Origin of the sequence: Chondrinema litorale (assembly GCF_026250525.1) — a bacterium.
Taxonomy (GTDB): domain Bacteria; phylum Bacteroidota; class Bacteroidia; order Cytophagales; family Flammeovirgaceae; genus Chondrinema; species Chondrinema litorale.
In genome coordinates this window covers 3621185-3634184 of the sequence record NZ_CP111043.1, presented here as the reverse complement: position 1 = coordinate 3634184, position 13000 = coordinate 3621185, and the positions used below count along the sequence as shown (strand labels likewise).

Below are 13000 nucleotides of genomic sequence, written 5' to 3'. Positions count from 1 at the left end.
TAGGTAACCTATTAGCTAAACATGAACACAATAGATTTTATGATGAAAGGTGCAGAAAAAGAGCGGAAGTATACTTGTATCACCAAAGTTTCAAAAGAAAAGTTTGTCAAATACAATACTTCGAATCTACTGGATTTTACAAATTTTTTAGACCAAAAATATGCTGGCTGGAGATGGTTCAATGTATTCTCAAAAAAGAGCAAAGAACAATTGGCCAGCTTCACAAACAAAAGAAGGCCAGTTCAAAAATATATTTAAGATGCAGGAAAAGAGTGGTTTCCTTGGGGACTCTCTTTTGATTGTTTGGCAACTACAATCGAAAATAAGTTGCACATTAAAAATAAGGCTGCCGGCAGTAGCCGGCAGCTTATTCAAGCGCCAAATAATGGCTTAATCATATAATCATTACAATTTTACAAAAATGGGATTACAAAAGTTTACCAACAGCCAGATTGCAGAGATGAATATGCCTCAATTGGCACATTTACTTAATCAGCCCAATATTGCTGAAAACACAAAAAGGAATATCATTTTCCATATCGATGACACAATTAAGGCAAAAATGTCTTTCAACTATCAACCCAATAGATTCGATACTTTGTCTGGAGATGAGCACAAGTCCAATATTAAAATGTGGTATGTACTAAAGAATGATACTAAACCACAAGGCTGGACCTTACGTCAATTTTCCATTGATTATGTGCATGAAAGAGAAATCTTTCAGGATCACCAGCTCATTAAAAGCCGATTTAAGCAGGAAGGCATCTATTTCCTGAAGAATTTTTATGGCTTTGGAAAACCACTACATGGCTATCAATTTCTCTACAATTTTGCCATGAAACTCTACAAACAGGGAAAGCTTCTGCAGCTCCGCTTTTATTTAAACACTTTAATGGAAGAAACTCAATCAGGTGAATTCATGCCTATTGAAGTGCAAAGGTGGGCACGTGCAGAACAAACTCAAGTTTAAAGCATCTAACCGATAAAAAAATGACTCTTAAGCAGCTCCTCAATCCCCTTTATACTGATATTTCAACAAAATCATCTGCTGAAGGTAAATCCTATATTGTAGTAAAAAAAACAGAAGGCAAGGCATATGACTTACTTTCTGAAGTACACAAAGCCTTTGCCCAATGTGAGTTTGTAGAAAAAACCAAAGAAGTGATGGATTTACAGGAGCTGTACTTTGAAACTAAAGATCCTCAAACACTAAAGGCTTGTAAACAAGCCGAAAGGGAACTGAGATTGATGATTAAGAAAATCCAAAAGCTCATTAAATAGTATGGCACTTAAATCAAAAGAACACATTGGTATAGAACTGGAATTTTTATTCAGGCAGCAGCTCCAGTTGCAAGCTCAGTTAGCTAACTACTTATCTCAAGAGCTCACCAATCAAGTATTCCAACTCTATATTGCTGCATCTTTTAGAACATTCTATTTAAACAAGGATGATGAGCGTATTGAGTTAGAACAATTACCCTTAGAAGCAGATCCCAACTACCTGAAAGCAGCTCAGCTTATTGAAGAGGCTTTCAATATCTTAAACCATGAACTGTATGAGTTTAATTTATCAGGCTTACCCATCACCATCACCTTAGGACAGGGAGAGCTACTCATCAAAGACCATATTGAAACACTAAGTAAAGCCATACATGAGCTGCTATCTTGATGTCCGCCTGGAAGGCCGCCAAGATGTCCGTCTGGATAGACAATGAGTACCACTTTTTGTAGTGGTATCTCCTATTAAAAAAAACGAACAGCCACTTTTTATATGCCTTTGTACCTACCACTAAATTGCAACATTTAAAGAGGCCACTTTTGAAAAAACGAACGACCACTTTTTTATCCCTCTCACTTCCGCACTCATATATCCAGCATTTTTTAAAAACGGACGGACGTTTTGTTAATGTGCGTGGCGTGCTGTATCGAGCGAAAAACCTGACAAATGACCACTTCTAAAACATATAAGCAACTGATATACAGTGTTTTGAAAAAATAAAAACCTGACAACTTTTTTAAAAGTGAAAAATAGCCTTTTTGGCCGTTTTTTACTTTTGCTCCTCGGATTTACTTTGTTAGCATTTCTTTACCTTTTTTCATGTTTTTAAGGTATTTTTAAAATAAAAACAGTACTTTTCTGGTACTATACTTAAATGCTACTGAGCTAACCATCCAACTAATTTCTGGTAGTTGATTTTTTAAAAGCCGTTTTTTTCAAATAAAAACCTCTGAGTAAATGAGTAGTAAAGTAATAGAGTTACCTATACAACCACACATCAAAAAATTCTTAATTCATGAACTAGGAGAATCACCCATTACCTGCAATCAGTCCAATATTGCTGGCAGGCAATTACTCAATTTAATTGTCAAAAAGTCCAATGTGGTCAAAGAAGAAAGCGGGCTGGACACCATCAAACTAAAATTATCTTCGGATTTATACATCCATAAAAGCAGGTTACTCAAACAAGCAGTTTCAGGAAAAGCCTATGAAGATTATTTTAAAATCGCACTCCGCAATTTTGTGCATGGCTGCGCTCCCTTTTTAGGATCAAGAAAAAAAGCCATTTCTATCTTTATGGAAAAGTACAACATCTCTCCTTTTGAACTCAATATTGATTCTGTGGAAAGATCATTCCATGATCGAAAAAATTGTAATTACACTGTACCTCGAAAAGTTTATCAGTCCGATCTGTATGATTCTTTAGTGGAAAATAATAACAAATTGCGGACGGTAGTTTCTCAAATGTCTCGATGTTTGGACACCATTTCAAATTTTTGATATGAATATATCAATATAATACTGCATTTTTAGAAGAATTTTAAATTTTTTATGGACGTTTTCATCCTCTCTAAAATCGCCAAAAACACCCGATTTTATGGACGTTACTGTCCTAACCTCTATATTATGTTAACTACAAACTTTTCCTTTCCGAACCTGGGTGGTATCCTCAAATTATTCATAGCTCCTGCTGAAAACATCAGTCAAGTAGTCATGTCTGGTAAAACTGTTCAATCCATTATTTTCTCTTTAGATGATTGGACAGAAATTAAAATTCTAGATGATCAGTCTAGGTACAAGTTTCAAAAGAAGAACAGTTTTAATGGGGAATACTTTGATAATGTCATCAATGCCATTCACCCCAAAGTTCGATTAGATGAGAATTTACTCTTTCTTTATGATTATGAGTTAGATGTAGTTGCTGTGACTATGGATGGAAATGAAAATTTTATCTGTTTTGGTTCAAAAGAAGAACCTTTGCGTTTACTTTTAGAAGCTGATTCTGGCTCTTCTGCTCCCTCTTTAAATCAGTTTTCTATTACCATTAGTGGACAAACCTCAATAGCTCCTCAAAAAATCGATGCTGGTATATTTGCCTAAAGCCAATTTTCAAACTAAATAATGGTCTAACAGCCTTAATTTCTGCTATTTAGACCGTCCTTTCTTGGCTCATATATATAGGCCACTTTCGCTTTCAAGTAATTACTTCTTCTTAAGAAAGCGAATGAACAAGAAATTAGCCAATCACACTAACCTCTTACAGGCAGTTCTTGGTGACTACTGGTTACTCAACCAGCAGGACACTGCAAGTTTTTTGTCTCTTGTCAATACTGTTTTGCATGAAGATGACCAGGTCATCGAAAAGTTCTCCAATGAACTTTCCATGCAATCTCCATATGCTTTATATGGTAATGATGACACGCATTTTCCACTCAGTGATGCTCCCATTGATAGCATAGCCTTGTTTCAAATCACAGGTATGCTTACAAAATATGATAGCTGGTATCGCTATGGCACGGAAACAATGGGCAATTGGATTAAACAAGCTGACCAGCTTGACAATATCAAAGCCATTGTCCTTAAAGTAGACTCTTCTGGCGGACAGGTAAAAGGCATTCAGGAATTTTCCAGAATCATTGCTGCCTGCTCTAAACCCGTAGTGGCTTTTGTGGATGGTGAAGCTTGTTCTGCTGCTTATTTTGCCATTACTGGTGCTAACCACATCAAACTTTCTGGGGATATTGCTATGGTGGGATCAATTGGAACTCAATTGACTGCCATTGATAGCAGAGCTGCTTTAGAAAAGTATGGCTACAAATTAATTTCAGTATATGCCAGCAAAAGTGTAGACAAAAACAAGGATCAAGAAGAGTTACTCAAAGGAAATCCTGAGCCAATCATAAGTAATTACCTAAATCCCATCAATGATGTTTTTACTGATACTGTGATTCAGTTGAGAGATGAGGTGAATACAAAAAAAGAAGACGTCACCACTGGCAAAGTCTACATGGGACAAAAAGCCATTGATGTGGGTCTGGCTGATTCAATGGGCACGCTCCAAGAAGCCATTCAATTAGCCAGACAACTCGCAGATGAACTGGCTATTAGCCAGCAACAACAGCATTCTATCCATTTTAATCAAAATAATTCCATGAGTTTTTTAAAGAAAATACTTGGTAATGCAGAAGCCAAAGCAAAAAAAGAAGGCAAGGAGCTTTCTGATGAAGAGCTGGAACAAGAAGTAAACCAGCAATTAGACACCTTGCAACAGGAAAATGATACGCTTAAAAATCAGCTCAAACAATCCAATGAGTCAATAGCGGCCAATCAAAAACGCTTAGAGGAGCTGACTCAAAAGCAAAACAGCCTGGAACAAACCAACAAGGAGCTTCTTGAAGAAAATAAAAAGCTTGGTAAGCAAACTATTGCTGATCCTGTGCAAACAAGTAAAGACAAGGACGACTTCCAAGAGGAGCAAAAGCAGGTGCCCATGCTGGATATCGAGCAAAAAGTAATTGATCGAGGTATCAAGGTAGACAATCAGTCTTTCCAGCGCACGAGAGGTATTATTCTATAATTTCTAACCTATTATTTTAATGAATCTTGAAGAATTAAATGCGGCTTTGGGTGCCTATTTCAGACTCCACCAAGCTCAAATCGAAGCTTTTTTAACACAAGGTTTCTATACGCGCCAGTTTTTAACCATTATCTCTGGCGTAAAAGATCAGTATGTGGCCAACAACAAACACCTGGCTTCCATTCTACAGCCTTATATTCGTGGTTTTACACCTAAAACAGATAAACTGGCTTTTGGTACTGAAATCACCCAAGTAAAAAGAGCCAAGATCGACTATGAAATCACTTCTGATGATATTGTAGACATGGAAAAATCTGCTTTGGGAATCCTCTTGCAGGGAGTTGGTTCTAATACCACCAATCTACCTTCAGGGATTGCTAACATGGTTTTTAATAGCATCCTGGACAAATCTGAAGAAGAAATGGAAATGGATTTAGTCTGGAATGGTGCTTTTGATGAGGCCACTTATCCGACTCCGGGAGATGCGGAAGATATCAATGATGGTTTTGATAAAAAACTGGATTCCTCTATTGACTCTGGCAGGCTCACTCCTTTTGCTTTAGGAGCATATTCTGATGCGGAAGTACTGGATTACACCGAAGAGTTTGTCAAAAACTTGCCAACTCCAGTAAAAAGAAAAAGCATGCCCATCTTCATGTCTGTGCGCAATGAAGAGCTTTACTGGGAAAACAGAAGAACCAAATTTGGCACTCATACAGACCACTCTGATGATTCAGTTTTAACTGTACACAAATACAAAAACATCAAACCAGTAGGGCTGCCATCAATGGGAGATTCTAAAAGAATGTTCACTACTGTTCCTGGTAATATGATCATGTGCGAGGATGGTACTGGAGAAGAAAGAAGACTCACTGTCACTTTAAAACCAGATGAAAGATGCATTAGAATCACTGGAGATTTTAAAGTCGGCTTTGGCTTTAGAGCTGTAGGAAAAATTTCTTCAAGCCTAAATGATCAGGTAGTTTTCTGTAATGATACTAAATAAGCTTTCACTTTAAACCCATTTATATTATGGCACTAAAAAATTATACTTTCACTTTTGATGAAGCTGGTTTCAATGCTTTCATGGCTGAAGTGGATGCCAGATTCCATCAGCTTGAAAAAGTAACTAGAATCACCGTGGAGAAAAACTCAGCTCCTCAAAAACCTACTTATACTGCTGGTACTTTTTCTTACAATGGCAGTGATTACACCTTCACCAAAGCAGCTTTCCACTTGCCTAGCTACGGTTACATCTTGGCTGATACAGTAGCTGGAGATCCAGATGCGCATGCAGCTATCTTGGATGATTTGATCGCAAGAGAATCTCCGATCCTAGCAGCTGTTTGATCACTGCTCACTGTTTCACTGTAAACTGATAAATTATGGCACAACCAATTATAAGTTTAAAAAAATCTGAGCTCGAACTTGCCACTAAAGGCAATATGGGTGGATCTACTCGTAAGATTGGTATCATTCGAGCCGATGCTGTAGCTGAAATCCCTGCAGCAGATGAAAATACCAATACCATTTCTTCTGCCATCACCTTTGTAGATGATACGCTGGAAGTATTTTCTATGATTGAAATCACCAAGAACTCTGGAGATGTCAGGCACGAATTACAAGGAGAAATTGATGGAAAGTCTTATCACAATTTCATTGATTTTAATCTTCCTACTGGGCTCGATAAGGTGTTGACGCTTTGCAAGCAGCTTGCTAATGAAGATGTAATTGCGGTAGCTCAGGATAAAAGAGGCAATTGGAGGGTTCTTGGAACACTGGACTTACCTGCAACTTTAAACCAGGCAACTGGACAACTAGGCAAAGCAGCAGCAGATGCCAATAATACCGCTTTTATTTTAGAAGCAGATTGGCTGGCTCCTGCTCCTATTCTTACTGTCACCCCACAATTTGAAGTTACTGCAGCTTAAATGTTAACATCATGAAATCACCAAAATTTAGTAAAAAAGATCAGGTTATTTATATAGAAAACGGCGAACAAAAAGAAGATCAAATCCTCAATATCTTTCCTGTAGCGGTCAGCAAAGATGGCAGACCCATTATCAAAAGAGTAGATGAAATCCGCTACTCCTACCAACTTGATAAAGCAAGAAGTCTGCGATTTAATGAGGAAGACTTGCAACTGGCAAAAACAATTAAATCAAGTAAATAATTAACGATTGATTCTTGAAGGATAGCTTTTATAAGGCTATCCTTCTTTATTTTTTACTCTTATAAGCTGTGGCACTAAAAGAACGCATTCAGGTACAAGTTGAAATTGGCTCAGACCAAGCCAAAAAAGCTTTAAATGATTTAATGGGACAGGCCGATACCTTGCGAGCTGAGCTCAAAGGGATGAAGAAGAATACGGATGAGTACCGACAAGCTTCTGCCAAGCTCAAAGAAACTGAAAGTCAAATTGTAGGCCTTAGAAAGAAAATTGGTCTCACAGCCCTTCCCTTAAAAGAGCTTCAAAAAGAATCCCGAAGACTGCAAAGAGAACTCTTTGGACTTGTTCCTGGAACCGATGCTTTCATTAAAAAATCCAAGGAACTCGATCGAGTTAAAGCCCGCATTGGACAAGTAAAAACAGGCATGAATGGGGTCTCGAAAGCCACTGGCCTGATGAACAATGCTTTCGGACAGCTCCAAAAAGCTTTTATTGCCCTTTTTGCCTTCCAGAAGTTTATTGAATTAGGTCAGTATCTGCTTGGAATCGATGAAAAATACACCAAACTATCTGGCACTATCCAGCAGCTTTCTGGACTCCAAGGAGAAGCTTTATCTGAAGCCACTGCCCATGTGCAAGCTTTAGGAAACACCTTTGATGTAGAGCAAAACAAGATTGCAGACACTGCAAATGCTGTCAGCAAGCGGATGAAAATCTCTTATTCTGAGGCTCTTGATTTAATTGAGGAAGGCATGCTGGCGGCTCCCGGAAAAGGAGAAGAATTGCTCGAACAAGCAAAAGAATATGCTACTCAGTTTGCTGATGCTGGAGCTAGTGCTGAGGAAATGTTTGCTGTCATCACCCAATCCATCAATGAAGGAGTATTTTCTGATAAGGGTGCTGATGTGGTCAAAGAATTTGGCTTGAGAATCAGAGAACAAACCAAATCTACTTCAGAGGCCATGCAGGCTGCTTTTGGAAAAGAATTCACCGATGAAATCTTTAAAGGAATCAATGATGGTAGCCTTTCTACAGTAGATGCTTTAAAAAGAGTATCTAGCCAGATGAATGATACTACTATTCCTGCTAACAAATTACAAACTGTGGTAGCTGATGTTTTTGGTGGTCCAGGTGAAGATGCTGGTTTAGACTTTTTAAAGTCTTTAAAAAGCATCAATGGTAGTATGGAAGGCTTAATTGATACAGAAAATGCGCTCACTAGAACCCAAATAAAACAATTATCTCTTGAAAAAGAGCTGGCTCAAGCTGAAGAAGAATTAGCTGAAAAACTAGCTGGTTCTTCAGCTCTTTGGAGCGAGCTTACTACTTACCTGCAAATTTTGGGTACAAAGACACTTGTTTGGGTAATTGATAAATTCAATGAGCTTAAAAATGGTTTTATTGATCTATACAATTCCTCTCTCCCCTTAAGAGGCATTTTAAATGGTTTGGTGCTCGTATTTAAAACGCTATTTAATGCCAACATGGCTTTTATGACTAGCTTCCAAGAAGGAATCATCGGTTTAGGAAAAGGAGTGCTTGCCCTCATAAGTGGAGATTTTTCTAAGATTGGAGATATTTTCTCTGAGACCACAGCCAGTATTCAAGGCAAATTTACTGAGCTGGGAAAGGATGTGGCTACTAGTTTTAAAGAGGCGATGGATGAAACCTTAAATGGTAAGATTACTATTAATAGTGATCAAATAGCCAGTGAGGCTAAAAAAGTGCAGGAAGATATCGGTCAAGCTAGCCTTGAAACAAGAAAAAAATACAATGATCGCTTAAGTGAAGAAGATAAAAAAGTATCAGAAAAACTCTCTAAAGCTAGAGAAGAAGCTAAGAAAAAAGAGCTTGCAGCACAAAAGAGTTTAGAGGATCTTCGCATCCAGTTGATGCAAGAGGGAGCAGAAAAAGAAATTGCCCAATTAAAGCTGAATACTAAGCGAAAAATTGAAGCTTTAGTCGGCACTCCAGAGCAGATTGCTGAGCAAACACTCCTGCTAAAAGAATCCCTTAAAAATGAGCTAGGTTTATTGCAAGAAGAAGTGGAACAAGCTCAAAGAGATAAAGATTTAGAGCTATCCATCGAATCTGAAGAAATTAAAAAGCTCAGGCTCGAAGAACAGTTTGAAAGAAGCTTGCTGGATGAACAAGCTTATCAAGATGCGCTTTATGAGCTGCAAAAAGCAGCGATGGAAGAAAGGATCAAGCTGCTGGAATCCTATCATGGACAAGAAAGTGCGGAAGTGATGGTGGCTAAAGTGAATCTGGCTAAAATTGAAAGGGAACATGCTGATAAAACAATCGAGAACGAAAAGAAAACTGCTGAATTAAAAAAAGGAGTTGAACAAGCTAGTTTCCAGGCAGCATCCGATTTCTTACAAATGGGCATTGACTTGCTTGGAAAAGATGAAGTGGCAAGAAAAAAGAATGCAGATAAAATCAAGGCTTTTTCTATTGCTAAAATCTTAGTGGATTTACAGCAAGAAATTGCAGGTTATATGGCCTCTCCTGATAGTACCATGACTTTTGGCGTAGCTGGAGCAATTAAATCTGCCATTGCTGTTGCTAGAGCTGGTATGGCTGTTAGTACTGTTAGCAAGCAAAAGTTTGCTTCAGGTGGAATTATTGATGGCCCATCACACTCAGAAGGTGGTATTCAGTTAATCAACCCTTCAAATATGCAGGTAATGGGAGAAATTGAAGGAGGTGAGCCGATTCTTTCTAAAATGACTTATCTAAACAACAAACCTATCATTGATAAATTATTAGATGCTTCCATGAATAAAGGGGGAACAGCGATCTCTCAAGCTACCTTTGAAAATGGAGGCACATTACCCACTACCAGTAGCTCTCCTACGAGCTCAAGCGATTTATCAATTGCTAATACTGAAAGTGCAATAAACCAAACAGCAAACACTGACAATGCTTTGTTATTAAGACAAGTACTCACCCAGCTTCAAATCTTAAATCAGAAGTTTCCTCTGGAGATTACTTCTAAACTGGTTTATACCGATTTTGAGAAAGCTAAAAAACGGATTGATGAGGATGAAATGAGGGGGAGTTTATAAAGGTACTGTGGATTTAAAGCAATTTCCTACTAAGTTTCATATATTTGATTGTTTGCATTGATGCTATCTTAGCTCATGTACCAGCCGTGAAACTTGTTTGACATGAGCAGCATTTTATTTTTTATTTGCCGAAAGTGCAGCATTAATTTTACGTCTTATCTCATTAATATAATTTCCAATACCCAAGTATTTTGTAGAATCATTTTTATAGTTTTCTATCGCTTTATTTATATAATCAAGTGCATCTCTATTAGCTCCATCTGCATGATAACGCATTGCCAACTGTAAATATGGCAAAGAATTAAATGGGTCAATCTGAGTTGCTTTATCATAAATTTTTAATGCTTCTTGTTTATTAACTTCATACAAACTATTGCCTAAAGATATATAGCCAATTATCTCATCCCTGTTTAAGCTTATAAATTCACGATAATACAATTCAGCAGTGTCTCTTAATAATTTATTATTCGATAATGTATATTTATGCATATATGAATTCCCTAAATGAAGAAATACTTTACTATAAGTAGTATCAATAATTGTGACCTTTTTATAATTATTAATTGCTTTATCTATATTCATTACCATTAACGTAGTATCTTTCTTTTCTTCCTTGGATCTTTTTTCAAAGATTAATCCTAAATTATTGATCGCGCGAGCTGGATTAGGTGCTCTTTCTACAACTTCATTAAAGTCCTTTTCAGCTAAATCTAAGTTAGCCGAATTTTTTAAGTAAATTGAACCACGTAATTGATAAGCTTTATAGTCATTTGATTCATCATTATCATTAAGTAATTCATGAATAATCTTGAAACACTTTTCAATATTGTTATCGAATGTTAAGTAATGTACTCCCAAAATATATTTGTCTTCATGTAGTCTTATAAAATCCTCTGCTACTATTTGTATAATTGAATCAACATCTTCAACATCTTTAAATTTATAAAGTGATAAGAATTTATCTTCTAACCTCACATAAAGTTGTTTTTCATCATTTTCAAGAGTGGTTATAAACCCAGAAATTTCTTTAGTATTGCCAAAAGCAACATCCTGAATGTAGTCTTTTAGCTTAGAAACGTTAAACCCTGTGATTGGATCTTTAACATCATAGTCTTTTCTCTTAGAATCTATGAAGTGAATAGATTTTTTTGCATAAGCCGCATCTATGTACCTAATTTTATTAATCTCATTCTTAAGAATACTTGCTAAATTTTCACCGTTTAGACCTTTATCATCAAAATCTTTGGTCGTACTGAATGATTCAATGTAAAAAGTTGTCTTTCTACTATCTTTAAATACAAAAAAAATAAATAAGATAAATAATAAGATTACAAATACATGTGATAAAAAATCCTTAATGTTTTTTATCACTCCAATCATATTAGTGAATATACCTGATTTTTCACCCTTTTTCTTTTTTTCTTTAATATGTTTTGCATCATTTGATTTGGCCATATTTAAAGTTTTAGATATGATAGAATACTTCTAAATTTAAAGGCAGGTTTTCCAAATAATTTCTTACGATTTAGCTAAAAAGCGTGGGTTGTTGAATCTCCCTACGGAAAGCGATGAATTTTTAGCTATTGTTGGGAAACGTTTTAATTATTTTTAGTTCGATCTATTAATTCATCAAAGGCTTCTTTTAAATCTGTCAATTCTTCAAGTTCAGATTTCAGATTTTTGATTGCCAATTCAGAGTTATCTAACTCAGCTTGCTTTAAATTAATTTTTTTTTGAGTTTCTGCTTTAGCAGATAAAAGTATCTCTGTCTCAAGACTTTCCTGACTTATACCTAAAGAAAGAATCGTCGCAGGAATATATTGGTCATAATCAAGTCCATTAATATATGAGAAATTACCTGAATTTGTAATGACATTAAATGCAGAACCAGACCAAACTTTACTTGCTTCTCTGAATCTTTTAACAGTTGCCGTACCTCCTTTGAAAGCTAAAACTCTATCAATTCTTCGCACTGAACAGTTTTCACAATCATCTAAGGTTTGAACAATGGTCTGAATAATTTCGCTTCTACTATTTTCATCTAAGTCAAACAGAATATCAACAACAGTTCTGCTTTCAGAACTTTGAGACTCAACTGGGCCTAGACCAAATAGCTTGTAATTAAACTCGAATAAGTTTGCACTATTAAAATCAACTTGTACGTCAAACGCTCCTGGAAACTTGGCATCTCCACTTACACCAAATGTTTTTGATAATCTAACTGACTCCTTATAATCTTTGCCTCTAAAAATAGGGGGTGAATTAATTCCTAACTGTCTAGCCCTATAAACCCTTTTGAGTTTATGATTTTGTGCATCACTTTCATCCAATTCAACTATAACTATAGCTCCTAAGTATTCATCAAACCCAACTCCTGCTTCATATTCTCTATCTATAATTAGATTTTTATCCTTAAATGATTTTTTGGAGTTCTCAATAATTTGATAGAGTCGTTTGATTTCATCTTCATCAATTGTACTCTTATTAATTCCTGTAAAATTAAAAGGCTTTGTTTTTGGAGAGTTCTTGACATTAAGGTATTGGTCTACCATTATCTCCCTTTTCTTTACACCTTGTCCCTGAACAACAACTAAATTTACATACGCAAATAGTGGCGGCTTACTGCTCAGAGTCATGATTTTAGATTCTCCAACTGCAATTTTTACAAGTGAAGAAATTTCTGCTCCAAAGTCACCCTCCCTGTTAGATTGAGTAATATATACACTTATTTCTTCGTTTGAGCCATTAGTAACTTTAACATCCTTGATATTTGCAACAGCTTGTAAGCTTAATCCAAGCATTAAGAGTAATAAAATTAGGTTCATGATTTTCATAAGAGATATTATGTTTTTTTAAACTTGGTATGAATGTTTCACAACATATGCTTAACACACATAGACGCG

14 protein-coding genes are annotated in these 13000 nt (G+C 36.2%); 12 read left to right on the top strand and 2 right to left on the bottom strand.

Going from position 1 to position 13000, the window contains the following annotated elements; all coding sequences use genetic code 11:
• Window positions 1-21 precede the first annotated feature (21 nt).
• From OQ292_RS14985 to OQ292_RS14930, 12 genes are all read left to right on the top strand, one after another.
• Window positions 22-258, top strand: coding sequence for a hypothetical protein (locus OQ292_RS14985; RefSeq protein ID WP_284682953.1), 237 nt, complete (start codon window positions 22-24; stop codon window positions 256-258).
• Between the two features lie 163 nt (window positions 259-421).
• Window positions 422-970, top strand: coding sequence for a hypothetical protein (locus OQ292_RS14980; protein WP_284682952.1), 549 nt, complete (start codon window positions 422-424; stop codon window positions 968-970).
• A 20-nt stretch (window positions 971-990) separates the two neighbouring features.
• A complete protein-coding gene (locus OQ292_RS14975) occupies window positions 991-1281 on the top strand; it encodes a hypothetical protein (RefSeq protein ID WP_284682951.1) in 291 nt (96 codons plus the stop codon).
• 1 nt (window position 1282) lies between these two features.
• The gene (locus OQ292_RS14970) at window positions 1283-1669 is read left to right on the top strand and encodes a hypothetical protein (protein WP_284682950.1); all 387 of its coding nucleotides are present in this window, start codon (window positions 1283-1285) and stop codon (window positions 1667-1669) included.
• 567 nt (window positions 1670-2236) lie between these two features.
• Window positions 2237-2779, top strand: a complete 543-nt coding sequence (locus tag OQ292_RS14965; RefSeq protein ID WP_284682949.1) for a hypothetical protein — start codon at window positions 2237-2239, stop codon at window positions 2777-2779.
• Window positions 2780-2830: 51 nt separating this feature from the next.
• Entirely contained in the window at window positions 2831-3379 is a 549-nt protein-coding gene (locus tag OQ292_RS14960; protein WP_284682948.1) for a hypothetical protein, read from the top strand.
• Between the two features lie 124 nt (window positions 3380-3503).
• Window positions 3504-4856, top strand: coding sequence for a S49 family peptidase (locus OQ292_RS14955; protein WP_284682947.1), 1353 nt, complete (start codon window positions 3504-3506; stop codon window positions 4854-4856).
• Between the two features lie 19 nt (window positions 4857-4875).
• A complete protein-coding gene (locus OQ292_RS14950) occupies window positions 4876-5862 on the top strand; it encodes a hypothetical protein (RefSeq protein ID WP_284682946.1) in 987 nt (328 codons plus the stop codon).
• A gap of 26 nt (window positions 5863-5888) precedes the next feature.
• The gene (locus OQ292_RS14945) at window positions 5889-6206 is read left to right on the top strand and encodes a hypothetical protein (RefSeq protein WP_284682945.1); all 318 of its coding nucleotides are present in this window, start codon (window positions 5889-5891) and stop codon (window positions 6204-6206) included.
• A 35-nt stretch (window positions 6207-6241) separates the two neighbouring features.
• Window positions 6242-6787: a hypothetical protein gene (locus OQ292_RS14940; RefSeq protein ID WP_284682944.1), complete on the top strand. Its 546-nt coding sequence runs from the start codon at window positions 6242-6244 to the stop codon at window positions 6785-6787.
• 11 nt (window positions 6788-6798) lie between these two features.
• Window positions 6799-7029 (top strand): hypothetical protein, encoded by a 231-nt coding sequence (locus OQ292_RS14935; RefSeq protein ID WP_284682943.1) that lies wholly within the window; start codon window positions 6799-6801, stop codon window positions 7027-7029.
• Between the two features lie 68 nt (window positions 7030-7097).
• Window positions 7098-10097, top strand: coding sequence for a phage tail tape measure protein (locus OQ292_RS14930; protein WP_284682942.1), 3000 nt, complete (start codon window positions 7098-7100; stop codon window positions 10095-10097).
• Between the two features lie 114 nt (window positions 10098-10211).
• Here OQ292_RS14930 and OQ292_RS14925 read toward each other — a convergent pair whose 3' ends face one another.
• Both OQ292_RS14925 and OQ292_RS14920 read right to left on the bottom strand, forming a co-directional pair.
• On the bottom strand, window positions 10212-11552 hold the full coding sequence (locus OQ292_RS14925; protein WP_284682941.1) for a tetratricopeptide repeat protein: 1341 nt from the start codon (window positions 11550-11552) through the stop codon (window positions 10212-10214).
• A gap of 143 nt (window positions 11553-11695) precedes the next feature.
• Complete coding sequence (locus OQ292_RS14920; RefSeq protein WP_284682940.1) at window positions 11696-12931, bottom strand: hypothetical protein; 1236 nt, start codon at window positions 12929-12931, stop codon at window positions 11696-11698.
• Window positions 12932-13000 lie beyond the last annotated feature (69 nt).